General features: G+C 62.6%; 17 protein-coding genes. 1 reads left to right on the forward strand and 16 read right to left on the reverse strand.

Going from position 1 to position 22399, the window contains the following annotated elements; all coding sequences use genetic code 11:
- A partial coding sequence (locus VGR67_14515; GenBank protein ID HEV8337623.1) for an asparagine synthase-related protein occupies positions 1–598 on the forward strand: 598 nt, incomplete at its 5' end.
- Positions 599–647: 49 nt separating this feature from the next.
- Here VGR67_14515 and VGR67_14520 read toward each other — a convergent pair.
- The 16 genes from VGR67_14520 to VGR67_14595 all read right to left on the reverse strand — a co-directional run bounded on the left by VGR67_14520 (position 648) and on the right by VGR67_14595 (position 22378).
- The gene (locus tag VGR67_14520; protein ID HEV8337624.1) at positions 648–2906 is read right to left on the reverse strand and encodes a right-handed parallel beta-helix repeat-containing protein; all 2259 of its coding nucleotides are present in this window, start codon (positions 2904–2906) and stop codon (positions 648–650) included.
- A 214-nt stretch (positions 2907–3120) separates the two neighbouring features.
- Positions 3121–4464, reverse strand: coding sequence for a glycosyltransferase family 39 protein (locus tag VGR67_14525; protein HEV8337625.1), 1344 nt, complete (start codon positions 4462–4464; stop codon positions 3121–3123).
- 224 nt (positions 4465–4688) lie between these two features.
- On the reverse strand, positions 4689–5270 hold the full coding sequence (locus VGR67_14530; protein HEV8337626.1) for a polysaccharide deacetylase family protein: 582 nt from the start codon (positions 5268–5270) through the stop codon (positions 4689–4691).
- 236 nt (positions 5271–5506) lie between these two features.
- Positions 5507–6295 carry a WecB/TagA/CpsF family glycosyltransferase gene (locus tag VGR67_14535; protein ID HEV8337627.1) on the reverse strand — a complete coding sequence of 263 codons (789 nt, stop codon included), beginning with the start codon at positions 6293–6295 and terminating at the stop codon, positions 5507–5509.
- Positions 6292–7818, reverse strand: coding sequence for a flippase (locus VGR67_14540; protein ID HEV8337628.1), 1527 nt, complete (start codon positions 7816–7818; stop codon positions 6292–6294). Before VGR67_14540 ends, VGR67_14535 begins: the two co-directional genes overlap by 4 nt.
- On the reverse strand, positions 7743–8669 hold the full coding sequence (locus VGR67_14545) for a polysaccharide deacetylase family protein (protein ID HEV8337629.1): 927 nt from the start codon (positions 8667–8669) through the stop codon (positions 7743–7745). Before VGR67_14545 ends, VGR67_14540 begins: the two co-directional genes overlap by 76 nt.
- 461 nt (positions 8670–9130) lie before the next feature.
- On the reverse strand, positions 9131–10264 hold the full coding sequence (locus VGR67_14550) for a hypothetical protein (GenBank protein ID HEV8337630.1): 1134 nt from the start codon (positions 10262–10264) through the stop codon (positions 9131–9133).
- The gene (locus VGR67_14555) at positions 10261–11724 is read right to left on the reverse strand and encodes an O-antigen ligase family protein (protein HEV8337631.1); all 1464 of its coding nucleotides are present in this window, start codon (positions 11722–11724) and stop codon (positions 10261–10263) included. The genes VGR67_14550 and VGR67_14555 overlap by 4 nt, the downstream gene beginning before the upstream one ends.
- Positions 11721–13031 (reverse strand): nucleotide sugar dehydrogenase, encoded by a 1311-nt coding sequence (locus tag VGR67_14560; protein HEV8337632.1) that lies wholly within the window; start codon positions 13029–13031, stop codon positions 11721–11723. The genes VGR67_14555 and VGR67_14560 overlap by 4 nt, the downstream gene beginning before the upstream one ends.
- A complete protein-coding gene (locus tag VGR67_14565) occupies positions 13028–14089 on the reverse strand; it encodes a glycosyltransferase (protein ID HEV8337633.1) in 1062 nt (353 codons plus the stop codon). Before VGR67_14565 ends, VGR67_14560 begins: the two co-directional genes overlap by 4 nt.
- Entirely contained in the window at positions 14086–16326 is a 2241-nt protein-coding gene (locus VGR67_14570) for a glycosyltransferase (protein ID HEV8337634.1), read from the reverse strand. Before VGR67_14570 ends, VGR67_14565 begins: the two co-directional genes overlap by 4 nt.
- Before the next feature lie 18 nt (positions 16327–16344).
- Positions 16345–16494 (reverse strand): DUF5989 family protein, encoded by a 150-nt coding sequence (locus VGR67_14575; protein ID HEV8337635.1) that lies wholly within the window; start codon positions 16492–16494, stop codon positions 16345–16347.
- 63 nt (positions 16495–16557) lie between these two features.
- On the reverse strand, positions 16558–18294 hold the full coding sequence (locus VGR67_14580) for a carbamoyltransferase (protein HEV8337636.1): 1737 nt from the start codon (positions 18292–18294) through the stop codon (positions 16558–16560).
- 13 nt (positions 18295–18307) lie between these two features.
- On the reverse strand, positions 18308–19747 hold the full coding sequence (locus tag VGR67_14585) for a glycosyltransferase family 39 protein (protein HEV8337637.1): 1440 nt from the start codon (positions 19745–19747) through the stop codon (positions 18308–18310).
- Positions 19737–20891 carry a glycosyltransferase gene (locus VGR67_14590; protein HEV8337638.1) on the reverse strand — a complete coding sequence of 385 codons (1155 nt, stop codon included), beginning with the start codon at positions 20889–20891 and terminating at the stop codon, positions 19737–19739. The genes VGR67_14585 and VGR67_14590 overlap by 11 nt, the downstream gene beginning before the upstream one ends.
- Before the next feature lie 2 nt (positions 20892–20893).
- The gene (locus VGR67_14595) at positions 20894–22378 is read right to left on the reverse strand and encodes a radical SAM protein (GenBank protein HEV8337639.1); all 1485 of its coding nucleotides are present in this window, start codon (positions 22376–22378) and stop codon (positions 20894–20896) included.
- Positions 22379–22399 lie beyond the last annotated feature (21 nt).

The following is a 22399-nucleotide window of genomic DNA, read 5'->3' on the forward strand; positions in this document are numbered from 1 at the left end:
CCGCGACGCCTTCGGCCGCCACACCCATCTGGTCGACCAGATCGGCCGGGCCGACATCGAGATATCGCTTCCCAGCCTGATCACCATGAACGACCGGGCCGCGGCGGCGTGGGGGCTGGAGAACCGCACGCCCTTCCTCGATCATCGCATCGTGGAGTTGGCCTTTCAGCTTCCCCCGGAGCTGAAGATCCGGGACATGGAGCAGAAAGTGATCTTACGGAAGGTGGCGCGCGGGCTCGTGCCGGATTCGATCATCGACCGCAAGGACAAGAAAGGGTTGATCGTGCCGATCCAGCAATGGCTGGAAAAGGATCTGCGGGCTTGGGCCGCCGGCGAGGTGGCCGCCCTCAAGAAGAAGGCTTTCTACCGCAAGGTTCCGTGCCAGGGAGCGACGCGCGGAGAGTTCGACCGGCGCACTTATACCCTGTTGTCGCTCGGCCTCTGGCAAAGGAACGTAGTGTCCGTCCCACGTCGTAAGAGGATGGAAGTCGGAGACCGTCTGCGTTTCCGCAAAGGGAAGGGGGGCCTCTCCTCCGCATCTCAGGCTGACCACGCTGCGGCGGATGAGACGATGGGACAGGAAACCGAGAGCCTCTAGGGACTTCTCCCCGCCCGAGATTCACCGCCGCAGCCATCCACCGCCCGGATCAATTCCCGAATCGCAGATTCTGAGGTGAGGAGGGAGGCGCCTTGTCGATGAGGGTCTGGGATCCGGAGGCGATCGTGTTCCCCTTGTTCCCCAAGGAATCGAGCAGGCTGTTCAAGGGAAGACTGAAGGTCCCGAGCCCATCGGCCACGCTCGAATTGACGGCGAAGGATCCCATGAACGTGCTGCCGGGAACAGTCCCGCTGAGGACGATCACGGTCGTGGTTCCGTCGCTCTCCAGGAAGGTCAGCGGCCCCGGCAGCTGGACCACGGAGGTCAATGTGGACAGCGTCACGGAAACCGTGCCCGGGCCCGTAGGCGAGGGGTCGCTCAGGCTCAGATTCGCCGTGACCCCCGCGACGCTCCCATATTCCACCGCGCCGGCATCCCAGGATGAGCCGAGCATGGGCAGGTTGTCGGCGTAGGCCGGCAGCCCATGTTGAGCGGCGATGCGGTTGTTGACGCTGTTGGTCCTGCCCGACGGCAATCCCAGGGACGTCCCCACGTTGATCGCCGCCGACGAGCTCAGCAGGTGGAAATCGTTCGACGAGGGAGCGACGAAGCCCGGATTGGCGCAGCGGTTGTTGTCATTTGCGACTCCGTCCCCGTCGATATCGCTGGAAGTCGTCACGCCGCTACACGAGAAGGACCGGCCGTTGAAGGAAACCAAGTTGTTGCTGGTGGGGGCATAGACGAGGTTGTACTGGAAGATCCCGCTCCCCGCCCAGTCGACGACCTTTTGTGCGCTCGAAGCGTACATGATGTTGTTGCGGAATTCGTTGCCGGTGCAGGTCCCCAGACAGGTGATCCCCATCGCCCCGAGAAGGTTGTTGACGAACGTATTGTTGTAGAACTTGTTGTTGTTGGCCGTGAGGCCCGGTGCCGCGTAAACCTGGAGACCGTGCCCGCTGCCCCCGTCGCTGTTCGTCACAAAGAGGTTGTTGTACACCTGATTGTTGTTCATGCTGACGGTGTTCGCGTCGAGCTTGAGGCCTTCTCCGTGCGTATTGTGGAAGATGTTGTTGCGGACAATCATGTTGTCCACGTGGTTTTCCATGATGAATCCGCGGCCGCTCGAGAGCGTGGCGCGGGTGTTCTCGATCAGGTTGCCCTCGACCACGGTTCCCGTGTAATCGCCGGCCACGGCTCCATTGCCCGAATCCCCGATGATCATCCCGCTCGGCGTGCCGATCACGGCGGGGCCGAGGACGTTGACGTCGCCTGTGTCGTGGATCCAGTTGTCCCGGATGATGTTTGCAGTGGGACCGCTGGGCATGGCCTGGCCGTGGATGCCTTCGCTGCCCGTCCAGGCGATTTCATTGCTGGCGATGGTCACCCCAGTCACGTTGTAGAGGGTGACGCCGTAATCGCTGCCGTTCCCCTTCACATCGGCCGTGTAGTAAATAATGTTGTTCGATCCGGTGACGTTCTTGGGGGTGGTCGCCGGATAGAAATAGAGAGAGCCGCGCCGGTGGCAGCGGAAAGTAAAGCCGCGCACGATGAGGTTCGCGCTGGTCGCCAGGAACGTGAATCCGGTTCCTTCATTGTTGTTGAAGACATACGGGCGGTTGGGAAGGCTGGAGCCCCAGCGGACCAGGATGGCTCCCCCGCTCTGCGGGCTGTAGGAATCGATTTCCGGCGATGTCCCCGCGTATCCTGCATGACTGTTGGTCAAATCCGACAAAGAGGCCACGCGGTACGTCGGCGTCCCGTCGTCTTTCTGCGCACCGATCACGAGACTGGCCGTCCCGCTGTCGGTCGCGTACCAGGTCTGGGAGCAGGCGGTCGCGGGCACGCCCGCGCACGGTCCCGTCGAGCAATCGCTGCAGATCCTCCATCCGCTCGACGGTGCCCGCGTTCCATCCAAGTAGACCTTCTCCCCGGCGGTCCCCGAAAAGCCGTAAGCCTCGATGACGATCGGATTGGTGGCATTTCCGCTGAGCGCCAGATCGTACTTGTCGGCGAAGTAACGTCCATCGAACGCGGCCGTCTCTCCGTCGTGCGCCGGGTGCACTCCGCGCACCCGCAACACGTCCGAGGAGCCCGCCGCCAAGAGGGCGATCCCTTCCGTGATCGTCTTCTTCGGACCGTTGGATCCGCACACGATGCTGGCGCCCGATCCCGAACTAGGACAGTTGCCGTCCACGTAGTAGGTCGCGGCGCGGCTTGCAGCGCTTCCCCAGACCACTGACAGAAGGAGGGGAAGCCAGACGAAGCGGCCCCGCCTTTTCGAGTTTATCGTATGGCCGGTACTGTTCATCGAATCCCTCACCAAGCTTCGCCGGAGGGCCGAAACGAAGCTTCGAGGAGGTAAAAGCAAGCTTCGGGCCATGAGAGCGAAAGCAGGCTTCGGACGGCGTCTGAAGGGACCATTGCTTTAAAATACAATAAGTTACGCCCCCTTCCGGCATGCCGCCCTCACGGGCTGCCTTGCAATTCCGAAACCCGCTCGACAATTACGAAACCCGCTCCGGTCAAGAACTCCGGCGTTTCCGGGGCTCCATCTCCAGGATGTGCACCCCGTGGACGTCCCACTCTTCGCGGGAGACAAAGAACTTCTCCAGCGTCGGACGGGCCATCCCCTGCGGATCCTCCTCCCATGTCCGGCCGGCGACGAACCAAAGGCGGGGGCAGGTTGCCGACCACCGCCGGATTTCCTCGGCGGACTCCGGGACCCGGTCAGGATAACGAAAATCGAGCCAGCGGCTGCGAACGGCGCCTCCCTCGTAGTACTGATAGGCCGGGGTGACACCGATCACTAGGATACAGTCCTCGGCGCTCCGCATCGACTCGACGAGCCGATGCGCCTGCCGGGCGTCCTCTTTTGCATATCTCTGGTCGGTGAAATGGGAAACGAGGCTCGCCGTCATGAAGGCGAGCACCGCGCACGCCGCACCCCAGCGCAGGAACCGACTCCGGCAGCGGCTCACGCCGAGACTCAAGAGGAGGAGAAGGGCGGGGAAGGAGAGGAAGGCGTAGCGCGCGTTGAAATCGATCTCGCCGTTGAGCAGGGTGACGCAGACCGGAACCGCCAGGGGGATCCAGAAAAGCAGCAGCAAGAATTCCCCGCGGCGGCGCAGCGCGGCCCGGCACCTCCACGCCCCGGCGGCGAGCAGACCTCCGAACAGCACGGCGGCGGCGAGCACCACGACCCAATACTGGTGCGGGAGGGCGGGATGGGACACGTAAGCGCGCAGCTCCTGTAGGGAAGGTCCCAAGCTGTAGCCGACGCTGAAAACGAACAATGTGTAGGGTACCGTGAACAGGCTCAGAGGCTTGTAGAATCCGGCATGGTGGTGGATGCTCAGGACGACCATCACCCAGGGCAGCCAGACCACGCAGACCCCGAAGACGGCAAGCGCCGCGGTCCACCAGCGGCGCCTAGGGATTTCCTTGCGCCGGCGCAGCAGGTACAGGCCGAGCACCGGAAACGCTGAGATCGCGTAGAGATGGGAATAGAGGGAGGCGGTGAGCGCCAGCGCGCCCAGGATTGGCTTTCCTGCGCTCCCTCCTTCCTCGATGTACTCGAGGAAAAGGGTCAGGGAAACGACCGCGCAAAGGAGAGCGAGGGGGTACATGCGCGCATCTTGCGAATGCCATACCGCCCACGGAGAGAAGGCCAGAAAGAGGCAGGCGAGAAGCCCCGTTTCCTTCATGCCCAGCTTCTGGCTGAGCCGGTACACAGCCCCAACCAAAAGCGTCCCGAGAACGACCGACAAGAACCTCGCCCAGCCCTCTCCGGGCGGGCCTAGCTTGGTCCACAGGCTGAGCAGCAGGAAATAGAGCGGGGGATGATTCTCGCGCGCCGTCTCTTCCAAAATCCCTCCCGGGCCAAGATGGGCGAGCCGGAGCGAGTATGCCTCGTCGATCCAGACACTTTGAGAGGAAAGGTCATGGATGCGAAGTGCGAATGCGACTAGCATGATTCCGGCGAGCAGAATCGATTCTCGACGTATCGACTTGACGGCCGGCCTTGCCGAAACGGCCAGGGGGGGCGAATCCTTAACGATCATTGAATCCTTTCAAACGACACGCGTTGAAGTTACGCGTAGCGGCTCTGCAATGACGACAAATATCGATCGACGAGTGACCAGCCGTCCAGCCGACCGAGCAAAATCTTGGGGAACAACATGCAGTCTCCTTGCTCAATCTTCGTTCTCTTGAGCTCAAAACGGTCCGCATGGCTTCGGTTCACACCATTCATGGAAGTACAGGCTGCTTGGTAGCCCGCCTCTTGAACGAGCTTCTTGACGCCTTCATTGAAATCACGCCGCGTTCCATAAGGGTAGGCCATGCTGGTCACCCGCACTCCGAGGCGTTCCTCGATTTGCTGCCGTGAGCGATTTACCTGACGTTTGGCCTCTTCCAGATCGAGCTTTCCCAAGGACTTATGGTCGAGGCCATGGGATCCCAGCGTGATCCCGGGAGCTTGCACCACCGTAGCCAGATCGCTCCAGTCCAGATATCCTTCTCTTCCCACGAGTGCCGGGCTGACGTAGAGAGTCGCCGGAAGACCCAACCTCGAGAGAACGGGGAGCGCTTCCCTAACAAAATCGATTGTTCCATCGTCGAACGTCAGGGCGATTCGCGGGATCACGACTTTTTCACGGTCGAGGGATTCCAAGGTCGCCTCCAACGGGAAAACGGCCCCTGTCTCCGACAGAATTCGCATCTGGACGGCGAAGTCGGACGGAGAGACCGAGAAGGGGTCGGCCGGAGTCTCCGCCACTCGATGATAGGTGAGAATCCTCAAGCCTTGGCTGAGGCCGCCACCTCTCCCATGGATCACCGCACTGGCATGGATCGTGGCCCGCCGGGCCCAACGTTTGAGCCATCGCTTCCCGGCCGCAACCCTTACGCTCATGGCCCCCACCCCAACCGGTTGCCGATGGCTCGAATCACGAAAAGCGGATTGCCGAGAAGGTAACGCTTCCATTTATGAGGTTGGTTCACGAGGATGTGAACCCACTCGATTCCCGCCCGGCGCATCCAAATGGGCGCCCGGCGCAGCCGACCGGCAAGGTGATCGAAAAGTCCTCCGACTCCGATGGAGAGGTCGCAATGGATCTTCGGGGCGTTCTCATGGATCCAGATCTCTTGCAGTGGGTTGCCGAACGCCACCAAGAGAATGCTTGCCTTGGAGTTGTTGATTTGCTGTATGAGGTCCCCCGTTTCTGACCTGGAGAAATAGCCGTGACGGTATCCGCAGACCTGGAGGCCAGGGACGTAGTCCTGCAATCGGTTAGCGGCCCTTTCCGGCACTCCCGCCCTGCCCCCGAGAAGGAACACGCCACTCCCACGAGCCACCGCGCGAGCGCAAAGCAGCGGGACAAGATCGGTGCCCACGAGGTTGGCTGGGAAACTCTGTCCCCGTAGACGCGCAGCAAGGCCGACTCCGCTGCCGTCGTTAAGCAGGAAATCCGCCTCGTTGAGAACGCGCCGGTAGTATGGGTCCTTCCAGGCCAGATTGAGAGTATGAGCGTTGACGATGTATACCTTGCGGTGTTCACGTCGACCGAATTCGGCCTCCAGGGCCTCGAGCGCCTGTTCACGGGACAGCCGGTCGAATCGCACTCCCAGAAGGTCGAGCTGCTTCTTACGTTCACCCAACCGACGCTGCGGCGTGAGGGCGGGTACGCCGAGGTTCATGGCTCGCGCTCCTCCGGCAGCAACACCAGAAGCCTTTCTGGAACCACTGCCCGCAGCTCTCGGAGGCGAACGACCTGCATGAACAATATCAAAAGACCGTAAATAAGGGCGCCGCCGAGGATTCGAAGGATTAACGGGATCGCCGGGGTGAGCCAGAGCCAGAGCATGAGGAGCGCCGTCGCAAGGACCGGCTTCGCAATTTCAGCCTGCCGGAAGACCGGACCGATTTCCTTCCTCAGGAAGAAGCATTGGTAGGCAAGAAAGCAAACGATGGAGGCGACGGTCGCCCAGGCACAGCCGATCATGCCCAATCGAGGAATGAGAGCCATGTTCAACAGTAGATTGGTGATCAATCCCATCAGGTTCACTTTCAGATCGACTATCTGCCGGTCCGAAGCGAAAAGGCTGGAGGCTAAAATCCGGACGATCCCATAGGGAACTAGGGTCCAGATGACGATCGCGAGGACGGCGGCTGCCGGTGAGAAGTCCGGGCCGAAAAGGAGTCGCACCAAGGGCGCCGCTAACCCACTGATGCCCGCCGCGATCGGAAGCATCACGACCAGCATGTAACGGATGGAGACGCTGTTCGCGGCCCGAAAGTCGTCCGGTGAATTATGAAAAAGCTTCGAAAAAACTGGGTAGATGGTGGTATTGAAGCTCTTCGGAACGACCTGAGCAATAGAGAAAAGACGATAGCCAACGGTATAGAATCCAACGGCTGCGAGAGTGCCCATCTTTGACAACATGAAAACATCCGCGCGCCAGTAGAGGGTCGCCACTATGAAAATCGTCCCGAACACGGGGATACTGCGCAGAAGCCGCCTGAGCACGCCCGGCTCATAGGCCCAGGACAACGGAGCAATTCGACGGTGAAACAGGAGGAGGTTGATCGCTAGGGTCAGAAAGCGGAACAAGGCGAATGACGCGATCAGAGGCACAACCCCGAAGCCTCGTCGAAGGAGCCACAGTCCCGCGAAGACTCTTCCCGCGTTCTCCACGATCGCCATGATGACGATGTATTGCACTTTCTCGAAGGCAATGAAGATCGCTTCACTATAGAGAATCATGATGGATGGGAGCAGCGCCAGGGCGACGAACCAGCCGCCTTGCTCGAGCACCGGCCCGTAATTTGCCAGACGCAGGGCAACCATCATGCCAGCCGCCACAAAGAGGGAGCCCAGGATCCCCACCACCCCCGCCGTGCAAAGGAAAGCTCGTGCGCTGCGCCGATCCCGGGCGACCTCGCGAGTGAGGAGTGAGTTCAGGCCTAACGACGTCACAGAGTGGGCCACGAAGAAAAAATTGAGGAGAAGGTTATAGCCTCCCGTTCCGTCCGGACCCAGACGACGGGTCATCGTCCCGACGAGCAGCAGAGATAGAAGAGGGTTGGCGACCTCGAAAGCCACCAGCAAAGTCGTGTTGCGGAGTGTGTTTCTTGCGGTGACGCTCATTCGCGGTTCGCCCTGATCTGATTCCTGGGAAAGCTCGTCGCGGAGTTCTGGTCCCACGTCCGACTTCTCCACCAAGCCGCTCCTTCCCCCGCGGTCATGATCTTGACTTCTTGATCGGCAAGCCAGGCGAGGAAGTCCCGGAAAGTCTCCGTTCTTTCAGGATGAACCCCGAGAACCGACGGATGCGAGCCGAGGGCGATCCAGGCTCCGCGCTCCATGGCCGAGCGGACTTCTCGTTGCCAGAGCTTCAACACCGCTCGGGGCGACGCGTTTCTTTTCACGAAGTCCCAGTCGTCGGCGGCCACGGGAAGCCGGATAACTCTTCCCGCGTCGTCGAGCGGTATGGGATAAGGATAGGGAGAATCGTCAGCTTCCGCGTTCCAGAGATAGCCTTTCTCGGAAAGCACCTTCAAGAGAGAACCACTCCAGCGAGATCGGGGAGAACGAAACCCCTGAATCTCGATTCCCGTGATTCCCCGTATCCGATCCTCAGATCCCTTCACTTCGCTGCGGACGTCGGCCTCGGAAAGATCGGCCATGACCCGGTGGCTCAAGCCATGGCTGGCGACTTCATGCCCTTCCGCCACCATGCGTCGCCCGAGATCGCCGATCATCGGGCCGAAGTCTCCCACGAGATTGTAGGTCGCCCTGAAACCCTGCCGTGCCTCTGCTTCCAGGCAGGCTTCTGTGCCCCGCCTCACGCTGAGGAGTCCTCGCGGATCGTCCGGAAGGGCTTCCTCCACGTCGTGAATGAGCATCACAACCGCCTGACGCCCTTCCGGGAGAGGAGGCTTCAGGACCGGCCGCACGTCGGCGGCGATGGCGGCGACGATTTCGATCAGATGGGCCGGAGCGAGACGATCCAGGGAGAAGCCGGCCCTCCAAACCTCCGCTGAACCTATCTTGTCCTTCAGGAGGGCCACGCCCCGCTTCTCCCCCCATTGGGCTATGACCGTGGAGGTCGGTGTGGGCCTCAGCCGATGCCCGAGGGAAAAGGCAAAGCGCCCTCGCATAGAATTCCGGCGGGCATGACGTCCCCTGCGGGACAAGCAGAAAGTCCGATTGTTCATGGTGATGCGTCGGCGCCAGGATCGTGTTCGCAGAGGCGGAAGCGCAACCTCCTCGACGCACAGGATCTTGATGCCGCCGGCAGGGAAGGCTTCCACAAGCTGGTTCATCCTTTCCTCTGGCAAACCAACCCCTACGAGCAGAACACTCCGCGCCGGAGTTACCAGGCCGACAGCCTCTTCGGGAACAACTTCCACCGGAAAACCAGCGCCCACGAGCGCGGAATGCGCTTCCACCTCCAGAGGGGTCAGCAGCGGGATGGTCTCGTTTCCTCGCCAGCCCGCGGGACGTGACGGCACGGCCAGAAGGACCAAATTCATCGAAGCCCCGCTACTTTTTGCTGAAGAAACGGCGCCAAGGCCTGGCCAATCGCCTCCCCGGCGAGACGATTGCCTTCCACCGTAAGGTGACCGTCCAGACTCATGTACAAGTAGGACCCGTTTCGCCGGGACCGGAATTCCTGAAGCAGGTCGATGAACGGCAGTCTCAAACTAGAGAGGATCTCACTCCACCGCTTCTGAGGAAGATCGAAATCCAGCGAGCTGCAATCGACACCCTGTTTGCGTAGCGCATTCTCGAATCGTTCGGGATAGACTTGAAATTCCGCCGGGATGAGTACAAGGAACAAAGGAATCCCTCGGAACTCACTTTCGTCTCGGAATTGGCGAAGAAGCTCTCGGGTCACCTCGTAGCCCTTCACCACGTACGGGGAGGGGCGAGCAGAAATCAGCTCCCTTTCCGGCCGGAGTGTGTCGCTTCCCGTGAGGCCGATTCGGGGCCTCAGCTGGTTCCATGCATTCCAGAAGAAGACGTAGGCCATCGAATTCCTCTGCAGCCAGGAGCGCAGACCATAGGGAAGGATGCCACTTTGCGGCCGCCCTTCCATGAGAAGGCCGTCGCGGACTACCGCTACCCTAGGCGAAAGATTGTTCTCCACGTCGTTCCCGACATAGACGCAGAGCAAGACCGCCTGCGGATTCAACAGCGGAGCCAGTTTTCGGAACAATCGAAGCTCGTGCCAGGTCCCATAATTGGGCGTGCCGCTATTGGTAATGTCAATTCTCGCCGTGCCAAGATCCTTCCGGAGGGTTGATTCCGCCACGGCAAGGAAGGTTTCACTCTCTTCGACATTGAGAGCCGAAACGAAGGAGTCACCGAGCCCCAGGATCCGAGTGGATCCCGCCTGTTCAGTCCGTGGTTCTGGACCCCGAAGTCCGAGAGAATTGATTCGAAAATGCGTCGTGTATTCCGGATTCTTGAGCACGCCTTTGAACCCGGGACTCATCCGGAAGACCAGATCCGGATCGTTGACGAACATGCCCTTTGGAAACCTATAGAGCTTTTGCGGGAGGGCGAAGTGGAGAAGGACCTCGAAACCGGCAATGACGACCATCAGGGTCATGGCCGTGAGCAGAAGGTTCGGCCACCACGCGCGAAATCCTGACTTCACGCCGGCTCACTGGTGACGGGGAATGCCCGTGGAAGGAAAACCGCCATGGCTCCCACGAGCCAGAACAAGTAGTTCTGCGGCCGGCTGTTGAAGATGTCCCAGTTCTGCTCCCAATACATCGCGATCAAACCGGCGACGAGTGAGATCTGAAATGGCCGAAACTCGGGGGAGATGATTCGAATTCCCCTATACGCCGTTCTCAGGATGCTGAGATGGAGAATGATCAAAGCAACGAAACCAACAATGCCCGTCTCCGACAAGACCAAAAGGTAGTGATTATGTACCGTGTAGATCCAGCCTTTCCATTCAGGCGGCAGATACCCTCGCTTCATCGTGTCGTACGTTCCGAATCCGACTCCGATCGCTGGATGGGACTTGACCATGTTCCAGGAGATTCGAGTCAAGTTCATCCTTTCTTCATAGGCCGCCTCGTGATCGGCGGAGGCGCGAAGCAGAAAGACTGGCAGAAAAATCAGCAGTGGTATGGCGAGGCTCGCGAGGACGGTCGCAAGGCGTTTCACTGCCCAATGTGCCCACATCGAATTCAGGAGGACCATCGTCAGGACGCCCAGGACGAACCCAGACATGGGAGCTCTCTTGGCCGCCAGAATCAAACATGAACCACCGAGAACCATTCCGAGGATCGGCTTGATCCTCAGTGCAAGTCTCTTTCGGCTCAAGTAGAGGCCGGTGAGGGAGAGCGTCAACACGGAAAAATAGATAGCTGCCGTAGCGGGCGCAGCGCCGAACGTTCCGCGCTGGCTCCCGATGCGCCCAGCCTCGACATCGGTTGCCCCTACATACTTCGTGTTCCCTAGGATGTCGAAGGAAAAGCCGAGAAGGTTCTGCGCGTAGTAAATAAGGCACTCGATGACGAAGGCAAGGTAGAGCCCGCGAAGGAAAAGCAAAACACGCTCTTCGCCCGTGACAACGTTGATCAGGACGAGAAAGAGAAAAAGCATTTCCAGTTCCTGGGCGATTCCCATGAAGGTCAGCGTGTAATCGGTGGTATTGATACCCGATACCAGGCAGGCAAGGATGAAAACGATGAATGGAAGTGTGATTCTTGGCTCGAAAACAAGTTTCGATTTCTCTATCGCGCCGGTAAGGAGTCCGATGATGGACAGCGTCAACGCGATCAGGACCGTCCCGGTTACGGCAAAGACGCTTCGGTCCCTTTCCGTGATGATGAACTGGACGAAGAAAGGGAGCGTAAAACTCAGCGAATATAAAAAGAAGTTGAACTTCCGCGGGATGACCAGGAAGGCACATCCGACCATCCCCAGCGCGATGAGCGCAACAAGATACTTGATGGAGCGGAGGTTGACTATCGCTCCATAGCCGAGCAGGAGCAGTGCGAGACCAGCGCCCAGGGTCACCAGGACCGGAAACGGTAGCTTGAACCGGTTCAGCCATCGGCCCCAGAGGGTCCGACGTGCTGGAAATGCTCCGACACTCACCAGCAGATTCCTCCCGGGCGGGGGCCGCCGTCCGCGGCGAGCCTTCCGACGAGATCGATGAGGATCTGCCCCTCCTTCAGCAACCCGCGGACCCGATCGATCTCAGCGTCGTCGGTTCCGACGACTACCACTTCGGCGTCGCGCAGGGCTTCCTCGAGCGACTCCACCAGCAGCGATCCGACGTGAGGGATCTCGCGCTCGATGTATTCACGGTTGCCGCCCACGAGGGAAGAGAGCCGGACGTTCCGATCGTAGATCTTCACCGGGACGCCCTTTCCGAGAAGCCCTTCCACGAGGAGGACCATGGCGCTTTCCCGCAGGTCGTCCGTTCCGGCCTTGAAACTGAGCCCGAGGATGGCGGTGCGCGGGCGGCCGTGCGAGAGAATCTCCTTCAGCGCGGTCTCGAGATGCACTTCGTTGCTCTGCAGGATCGCTTCGAGAAGCGGCACGGCCACTTCACGGCGGCGCGCCTCGTGGACGAGGGCGCGCAGATCCTTCGGGAGGCAGGATCCGCCGAACGCCATTCCGGGGCGAAGGTACGCGGGAGAGATGTTCAGCTTTCGGTCTTCGCAGAGCAGACGCATCACTTCCAGGCTGTCCACTCCGGAATGCGACGCAAGCCTGCCGATCTCGTTGGCGAAGGTTACCTTCAGGGCGTGGAACCCGTTGTTGACGTACTTCACGAGCTCCGCAGTCTCCAGCGTCGTGGCGTGGAAAGGCCGTGCCTTTCCTGCGTAAAAGCCCTTCAGGAGCTCGGCGGATCGTGGATCCGAAACTCCGCAGAGGTCGAAAGGAGCCGAGTCGTAGTCCTTGATGGAAGTGCCTTCGCGTAGAAATTCGGGGTTCATCGCCACGCCCAGATCCTGGCCCACCTTCCGGCCGCTGGTCTCCTCGAGGAGCGGAATCAACCTGCCGCGGACCGTTCCCGGAGGCACCGTGCTTCGGACGTTGACGACCTGGAATTTCTCGACCCCCTTGAGAGCGCTTCCGATCTGACCCACGGCCCGCAGGAGGTGCGAAAGATCCGAAGAGCCGTTCTTTGCCGAGGGGGTCCCCACCGACACGAGGAAAAGCTCGGCCTGCCGCGCCGCCTCGTCCAAGGACGTCATGGCGCGTAGCATCCCTTTGCTTCTTGCTTCTGACACCAGCGCATCGAGACCCGGTTCGAGGACCGGGCTCTTTCCCGACTCCACGAGCCGGACCTTGGACTCGCTGATATCGATCCCGATCACCTCGAAACCGTCGCGAGCGAGGCAGCCGGCGCAAACCGACCCGACATAGCCGAGACCGACCACGACCACTCTCACGCTCCGCTCCTCCCCAGGACGCGCGCCTGACAAAGCTCCCTCAGCTTCTGGACCTGGGATTCGCTGACTTTGGCCCGGTGGAGCTTGAGCTCGGACATCTCCCGGCGGAAGCCGGGGGCGTTCTCCCGCACCTTCTTGACGGCGCCGGCGATCGCATCGGCGGAATTGTCCACGTGGACGGTTCCCCGTGAGAAGACTTCCCGGAGCAACGGCCAGTCGGACGTGATCAGAGGCTTCTCCAGCGCGACCGCCTCGTAGCCGCCCCGTTGCATCGTGTGGTTTTCCCGGGTCAGCGACATAATGGCGTCGGCGTGACGCAGAAGGCTGAGATAATCCGCATCAGGAATGAAACCGGTGAGGCGGACGTTGGCCGGCAGGTTCTCGCGGAATCGCGCCGTCGCATAGGAGGGATCGCCGGTGAAGGAGAAAGAGACTTCCGGCAGGCGGCGCGCCGCCTCCGCGGCCTCCACGAACGGCTCATCCACCGAATAAGTGCAGATATAGACGACGTGAAAGGAACCGTCCCCGTTTCTCTCGGGAAATCCAAGGTCCAGAGCCAGGTCCTGGACGATCTCCGCCCGCCCGCCCCAGGAGCGCACGGTCTCGGCCATGTGACCATTGGTGACGATGCTCGTCAAGGCGCGCCGGGCGAGATATCGCTGCAGCGGCAGCGACCATTTCCAGCGAGCGTGCTGGAAGGCGCCCGAATGGCAATCGATGATGAACTGGTAACGGAAGACGAGCGAGCCGAGCCAGATGATTCCTGGCGCGACCACCGGTGGATTCGCGACCATGACTCCGTCCGGCCGCTCCTTGAGGAGGATCCAAAGGGTCTTCAGGGTTTGAAGAACATATTTGATGGGTGCGATCGCCGGGGACTTGAATCGCAGGTAGTGGACCAGATAAGACTTGGCTCCCAACTGACTGCCGAGCGCGTCGCTGCGCCGGCAGTAGGGATACCAGGTGATGAAGATCCACCGACCGCGCGCCCCGGCCGGACGTTGCCCGATGCGCGAGTCCCGATCGAGGGTCGTCGTGGCCTGCGAGGACCGCTTCATGGGCCCGCGACCGGTTGCGATGGGGAAGGAAAGGTCGTGATTTTCGCGGGCCTGACGGAGGGCCCCGAAGCAGATTCCTGAAACACCGCTTCGGGCCATCCCGAGAATTCCCGGTAGATCACCGCAAGCTTCCGCTCGACTTCCGACATCGTGTATTCACGGGTGATGGCGCTGCGGTTTCGCTTTCCTTGCGCCCGCACGAGCGTCGGCGCCGACAGAAGGCGGTCAAGGGCTTGCGCGAGGGCGGCGCGATCCCCGGGCGCGACGACCAGACCGCCCTCGCCGTATCCCAGCATCTCGGGAATGGCTCCGACGTCGGTGGCGACAACCCCCATCCCCGCCGCCATCGCCTCCAGCAGGATATTGGGCATGTTCTCGTAATAGGAAGGAAGAACGAGCAGCGAGCTTCCCAGGAGCAGCTTCTCCCTATCCTCCGGAGCCAGCGCTCCCAGGCAGAGGATTCTCCCTTCATCGCCCTCGCGGTCGAGACCGTTGCGCCGAAGATCTTCGCGCGTCTCCTCGGGTGCCTCCAGACCGGCGAGGACCCAGCGGCTTTGGGGATGCCGCCGCGCCAGCTCGGGCACGACCGCCAGGAGATCGTGCAGGCCTTTGTCGCGGTTCAAGTCCTTTCGTCCCGTTCCGAGGAAGAAGATCTGGCTCGGGCGAATCTCTCCTCCTGCGCTCAGCCGGTCGAGCTCATCTTCCCCGAGACCGTTCGGAACGATCCGAATCGTTGCCTGAGGAGCGATCGCAGACAAGCGCTCCGCCCAGGAGCGCGACAGCGCCGCCATCCCGGTGCAACGGGAGAGAACCCGGCGGATCCAGGCGCGGATCGCCCAGGAGCGCCCGCGGTAGAAGCTCTCGAAACGGCCGGTGTGGATTTGCAGGAGAACGGGGAAACCCAGGAAGTGGCCCATCGAGGCATAAAGCGCGTTCTGGTAGAAGTTGATCCCGGCGCTGGTCTTGATGTGGATCAGATCGGGAGGACTCTCCTGGAGCTTCTTTCGGAAGCTCCGGATCATTCCGGCTTGGTAGCGCAGCCGCGACCAGAGGCGCCGCGTGGGATCCTGTTCTCGATACGTGTTGAAAAGCTGCATGGACGTCCGGCGCGCCAAATCCCCCTTGAGGAGAAGGTCGACTCCTTTCTCCACGCCGCCGCGGAAGGGAGGCGCCGGCAGCGGGGCCACGAGCAGAACTTTCGGAAGATCGGCCGGCCTCTCCGCCCCGGATGCCCTTTCCGTTCCTTCCCAGCGGAACGACTTCACGGGCGGCGACGGGGTGAGAAACCCCAGGAAGAGACAGGCTCCTTGGACGATCCATTCCGTCGCGTAGTACGCCGGCTTCGACAAGCTTCCCGAGCGGACCGCGAAAAGGGCGTAGCCGACCAGGGCCGAGAACAGCCAAAGCGATGCCGGCCAGGAGATGCCCCGCGCCAGCGCCACCGCGCCGGCCATGCCGAGCAGGAGGAAGCCCAGCATCAGGAAAACGCGGTCCAGGTCGCGGAACGCGGCACGATACTCTCCGCGCCCCAGGAAGACACGCATCGCCTGGCCCCTTCCGACATAAAAGCCGTGGGCCAGGGACCGCGCCAGACGCCTCAGACTCTCCCGGGGAACGGTCACGTGACGGATCATCGGGACCGGGAGAACGGCGATCCGATATCCGGCCCGGGTGATTCGCTGGGCCAGATCCTCTTCTTCCTTCGCCCGCAGGAAAGGATCAAACGAGCCCGCCGCTTCGAGCGCGGCCCGGCGATACAGAGCGCACCCGCCATAAGCGGGGCGCCGGGGCGCGGCGCGGCCACCGGCGTAGTACTCCCCGCCCGCCGGAGCCAGGCCTTTTGCCGTGCGATGGAAATCTCTCCGGCCTCCCGCTACGACCCCGAGCGACGCTTCGCTTTCCATGGCGGCCAGCGCCGCCGGCAGGAACTCCGGCTCGAGCTGGCAATCGCCGTCCAGGAAAAGAAGCAAGCGCGAGCGGGTCTGCGCGGCGCCGATCCACCTCATGGCCGCCGGCGTCATGCGCGCTGCGGTCCGCACGGAAAGCACACGGCAGCCCGCGGCCATTCCAATCTCGGCGGTGCGATCCCGCGAAGCGGAGTCGACCATCAGGATTTCCCCGCCCCCCGCCGCCTCGAGAGCCCGCCGCGCCGCCGACAGACAGCTCCCCACCGTGGCGGCCTCGTTGCGCGCCACCACCACGACGGCGATCAGGGGTTCACGGCCAGGATCCTCCAAGGAGCCTCCGGGCGTTTCCTAGAAGATCGTGTAGATGAACGGCGCCAGGGCCGAGCCGTGCGTCAGCACGATCAGGATTCCCAGAAGGCCGCAGAGAATGATGATGGGCGCGAGCCACCACTTCTTGCGGACTCTCAGGAATTCCCAGAATTCGGCGCCGAACTGAATCTTTTCCTTCACGGAGCTCTTCAAACTCATAGGTCCCTCTTTCGTCGGTGAGCTGAACTTCCGCTAATCGAGCTGGAACTCGTCCCGCCAGTCTTTCTCCTCCCTGAACGGAGGCTGGTTTTTCTTGTCCAGAAGATAGGGCCCCAGGACGAGGTAGTCCATATGGGTCCGCATGAAACAGCGATAGGCGTCCTCGGGGGAGCAGACGATCGGCTCGCCCCGGACGTTGAACGACGTGTTGATGATGACCGGGACGCCGGTGCGCCGGTCGAACTCACGGATGAGATCGTAATAAAGCGGGTTCTGGTCCCGGTTCACGCTCTGGATCCGGGCGGAATGGTCGACGTGGGTGACCGACGGGATGACGCGCTTCGCTTCCCGGACCGGGGCCACGAGGAGCATGTAGGGGCTCGGCCGGTCGATCTCGAAATACTCCGCGATCCTTTCCTCGAGGACCGAGGGGGCGAAGGGGCGGAAGCTCTCGCGGAACTTGATCTTCAGGTTGACGACGTCCTTGTTCTCCGGATTGCGGGCGTCGGCCAGGATGCTGCGGCTGCCGAGCGCCCGCGGGCCGAACTCCATCCTCCCCTGGAACCATCCGATCACCGTCTGCCCTTCGATCAGCGCGGCCACCTCGCGCACCAGCTCGTCCCGCTCCAGGCGCCGCGCGGGGGCCTCGAAGCGCTGGAGCGTCTCGAGAATCTCCCCCTCGCCGTATTCGGGCCCCAAATAGGCGTGGTGCATCGGCTCGCCGCGCGGCTGGCCGAGGAGCGAGTGACTGATGTAGGCCGCCACGCCCAGCGCTCCGCCCGCGTCCCCGGCCGCCGGCTGGATGAAAATATCCTTGAACGGCCCTTCCCGCAGGATGCGTCCGTTGGCGACGCAGTTCAGCGCCACGCCTCCGGCCAGGCAGAGATTCTCCATCCTGGTTTCCCGGTGCAGATAGGCGGCCATCTTGAGCATGACCTCCTCGGTCACCTTCTGCACCGACGCGGCGATGTCCTTGTGGCGCTGGTCCAGCTTCGACTCCCCTTCCCGCGGCGGCCCGCCGAAGAGCTTCGAGAAGCGGCCGTTGACCATCCGGAGGCCGTGGTGGTACGAGAAATACCGCATGTCCATCTCGAAGCTGCCGTCGTCCTTGATGTCGATGAGCTGCCGGACCTGGTCGACGTAGCGCGGCTCGCCGTAAGGCGCCAGCCCCATCACCTTGTATTCCGCGCTGTTCACCTTGAAGCCGAGGTAATAGGTGAAGGCGCTGTACAGCAGCCCGAGGGAGTGCGGAAAGCGAATCTCCTTGAACAGATCGATCTCGCTGCCCCGCCCCGTCCCGTAGCTCGCCGTCGCCCACTCGCCGACCCCGTCGACCGTCAGAATCGCCGACTCCTGGAAGGGGCTTACCAGGAAGGCGCTGGCGGCGTGGGAAAGGTGATGCTCGGTGAAGAGGATCTTCCCCTCGTACTCCAGCTCCTTGCGGATGAGCTGCGGGATCCAGAGCTTCTCCCTCAGCCAGACCGGCATGGCTTTCGAGAAAGAGAGAAAACCGCGCGGGAAGGTCGACAGGTAGGTGGAAAGGAGCCTCTCGAACTTGAGGAACGGCTTGTCGTAGAAGCCGACGTAGTCGAGGTCCTTCGCGGAGATCCCGCCCGCCTTCAGGCAGTAGGCGATCGCCTCGCGGGGGAAGTCTTCATCCTGCTTCTTGCGCGTGAAGCGCTCCTCCGAGGCGGCGGCCACGAGCCGTCCGTCCTGGATCAGGCAGGCGGCCGCGTCGTGGTAGAAGCAGGAGATTCCGAGAATGTTCACCGTTTCCTCTCCTTCAGAATTGCTTCACGCACTCTTGCATCCCTTCCCGGGTGCGCTCCCTCAGGGCCCAGAACGATCCGGCCGCCTGCGGAGCGTGCATCGGGTCCTTCCGGAAGATCTTCATCAGCAGCGCGATCGGTCCCAGGACGACGGCGAACAGGAGGAAGAGAATGATGAAGGTCTGGACGACGGCGATTTTCGTGGCGACCCGCTTCCACCCCTCCCACAGCGCTTTCAGCGAGGCGCGCAGCTCGCTCCAGAAGGTTCCCCCCCAGGCCCGATCCAAGGCATAGGCGCCCAGGAGGATGAATGCCGGATCGGCGGGGATCCGGTAGCGCATCTGCGTGAAAAAAGGAGAATAGCAGACGCCGAGCAGCACCGGCCAGGCCACCAGGAAGACCGATCCCGGCACGGCATGCGGCGCCATGAGGGCCCCCGCCAAGGCCGCCAGGAGCAGCAGGCTGAAAACGACGGCGTAGAGGAGCCTTGGCTGGTCGCCGACCAAGGCGTTGTCGAGCGCCATCCGCGGGTCTTTCTCGTGCAGATGCTCGCGGAATCTCCGATCCGCCGCCGCGATCCGATCGGGGTAAGGATTCCAGAAGTGGAGGAACTCGGCCCAGGCGTGACGCAAGGTCCACTTCGGGTTGCGCGCCAGGCCCGAGACCTTGGAGCTCAGCAGATTCTCTCCGCTTCCCGCCCACACGGGCGGATTCACGCCGGGCGCCGATGGAAGGTGAATTCCCGGCCGGAGCACCAGGGCGCGATAGTCCCGGTTCCGTTTCATTTCATAAATCCAGGGCGACAGGATGACCAGGGCCGCGAGCCCGGCCGCCGCCAGGGCCGGCAGGCGCGCGCCGCGGAATCTCTTCCCCAGGAGCAGCCAAAGCAGGAGGAACAGTGCGCCGACGATTCCTCCCTCGAACAGCAGCGCCGAGAGCGCCACCCCGCCTCCGGCCAGGATGAGGGCGGGAAACATACTTCTCCCGCCGGGCTGGGTCCGCACGAGAGCGGCGAAGGCGGCCCACAGGAAGAACATCCCCAGGACGACGGGATACTCGATCCCCGCCAGGACCACGTGCACCGGAAAGACCGCGGCGCCGAAGAGGGCGAGAAGAGCCGCCCGGGGGCCGAAGAGGTGCCTGCCGACGAGCCAGACGAAGAAGCACGTTCCGGTCCCGATGAGGGACTGGAGAATCCGCAGCGGCGTCAATCCGTCCCCGAACACCTTGTACGTCGCCGCCATGACCACGGGATACAACGGGAAGCGATAGTACTTCGCGTCAAAGTGCCCGGCTTGGAGCAGCGTCCGCGCGGCGAGGTCGTAATCGAGAGAATCCTCGAAATAGAAGCCGGGCTGCTCGAACAGGACGAATCCTGCCCGCAGCGCCAGGGCCAGGGCCAGCAGCCCGAGGACCCACTTCCACTCCCAGCGCCGGGAGACTTCAGGCGGCACGTCCGGCCTCCCCCTTCCACGCGGCGAGCCGTCCCGCCAATTCCCTGCCGATCACGGCGGGGGCGGCCTTCTCCTCGAAGCGGCGCCGGCCGGTTCTGGCCAGCCGCTCCGCCAGCGCCGGGTCGCTCTTGAGCCGCAGAATCGCTTCCGCCAGCGACGCTGCATCTCCTCTCGTGCAGAGCAGGCAATCCTCTCCGGGGCGGAGGAATTCCCGGGCGGCGGCGGAGTCGCCGGTGATGACCGGCTTGCCCGTCGCCATTGCCTCGTACACCTTGTTCGGGACGACCCGGGAAGCCTTGCCGGTCTCCCCGAAGATCCCCAGGCAGAGATCGGATTCGCGGATCGTCTCCGCGAGGCGATCGCTGGGCTCCGCGTCGCGGAATTCGAGCGAGCGCAAATCCAGGCGCCGGGCCAGCGACTCGATCCGGGCCCGCTCCTCCCCCTCGCCGACCATCAAGAAGCGGCAGGAGACCCCTTGCTCTTCGAGGATCCGCGCCGCGCCGACGACGGTCTCCAGTCCGTGCAGCGGAATGTAGCGTCCGAAATGGAGAATCGTGTAGAGATGCCCGTTCCGGGCCGCCGGCGTCGTCCCGGGACAAAAAACCCGGTCGTCGGCCCCGATGGGAATCACCCAGGACTTTTCCTCGGGCACTCCGAAAGTCTCGTGGAAGAACTGCACATGGGCGCGCGTGTCCAGCAGGACCCGGTCGGCGAGCCGGCAGGAGGTCCGGTCCACCCACGCCAGGAATCTCGCCTTCATCCCGTCGCGCCGGACGGCGTCCCGATCGAGCACCAGCGAATCGTAGAGCGACAGGAAGGCGTCGAAGACGAGCGGCACGCGCCGCAGCCGGGAGAGGGCCCACGCCGGAAAGACGTCGAAGTGCCCCGAATAGCCGACGAACACGAAGTCGGGCCGCGGGGCGGCTAGAAAGCGCGCCGAAAGCGTTCCGTAGGCGCGCAGCCAGCGGAGCAGCAGGAAGGGCCTGAGCCAGCCCGCGCGCGCCTGCCGGAGCTTGTGCCCGGTGTCCCGCCAGAGCGGGAAATGGCACTCGCGCACCTCGACGCCGCACGCTCTCAGTCCGGCGCGCACGACGCGGTTCCGCGGATAGTCCCGATCGTAGGTTCCCCAATAGCACACGGTCATCGTCAGGCGTGCTCCAGGGCGCTCGAATGCCGCGCCTTCTTCCTCACGTTCTTCGAGAAGTAGGCGAGGCGGCTGGCGATCGACATCGTTCCGCGCAGGACGCGCCGGAGCTCCCGGAGGCTCGTGAGCCTGCCGGCCGTCCGCAGGATGAACCGGGGGCGGAGGTAGAACCGCCGGTAGGCTTCGAGCCGCGCCTTCTCGAGGTCGAGCCGCGACAGCGTCTCGGTCTCCAGGACGATGTCGCGGGCGGCATAGTCTTCCCAGCTGCTGGCCTTGAGATATCCCTTGCGCAGCGACTCCTCGTACATCTCGGTGCCCGGGTAGGGGACGGCCGCGGCGAACTGGGCGTTGTCGGGATCGAGCCGGATGGCGAACTCGATCGTCTGCTTCAGCGTCTCCTTGGTCTCTCCGGGGCCGCCCAGCATGAAGAAGGCCTGGGTCTTGATTCCGGCGCGCCGCGCCAGCTGGAAGGCGCGCACCACCTGGTTCAGGCTGATCCCCTTCTTCAGGCGCTTGAGGATCTCCTCCGATCCCGACTCGACCCCCAGGTACATGTTGTCGCAGCCCGCCTTGCGCATCTCGGTGAGGAGCTCTTCGTCGACGGTGTCGACCCGGCCCATCGAGATCCAGTGCACCTTCAGGTCGCGCTCCTGGATCAGCCGGCAGATCTTGAGGAGCCTTTCGCGGTCGATCGTCATGGTGTCGTCGTCGAAGTAGATGTCGTCGACGCCGTGGTTCCGGACGAGGTGCTCCATCTCGGCGACGACCGACTCGGGATCCCGGACCCGGAAGTCGCGTCCCACCATCGTCCCGGGCCAGAGGCAGAAGGTGCAGCGATGCGGGCACCCGCGGCTGGAGAGCATGAACGTGCCCTTGACTCCCTGGTACTGTGCCGTCTGGTACTTCTCGATCGGCACCACCTGCCGGTCGGGGTAGGGCCAGCGATCGAGATCGAAGTCGAACGGCCGGTCGGAATTGACCCGCACCGAGCCGCTTTCCCGAATCGTCAGGCCGGCCACGTCCGACAGTGGCGTCCCTCGCTTCAAGGCGAGGGCCGCCTCGCGCGTCGTGATCTCGAACTCACCGCGGATGATCGCGTCGACTTCCGGGTTGTCCCGGAGGATCTCCCGGTGGAAATAGGTCGCGTGGGATCCCATCAGCGCGATGAAGGTCCCGGGCAGCAGCGCCTTGATCCGGCGCACCGACTCGAGATCGTGATCGATCGAGGGGGTGGAGGATTCCATGGCGATGAAGTCGGGCCGGATCCGCGCGACTTCGGCAGCGTACGCCTCGATCCCCAGATCGTCGCACACGGCGTCGAGAAACGCGGTCTCGACCTGCGCCTCCTTGAGGAGGGCCACCGTGTAGGCGAGGAAAATCGGGTACTCGAGCTTCTTGTCTTTTCTCTTGTGTGGCCAGCGCACGGAAGATCGCGCGCCATAGCCTTCTCCGGGCCAGGGAGGATTCGTCACCAGCGCTTTGAACATCGGATCGTTCGCTCCTTTCCT

The organism is Candidatus Polarisedimenticolia bacterium, from assembly GCA_036004685.1.
Lineage (GTDB): Bacteria > Acidobacteriota > Polarisedimenticolia > Gp22-AA2 > AA152 > DASYRE01.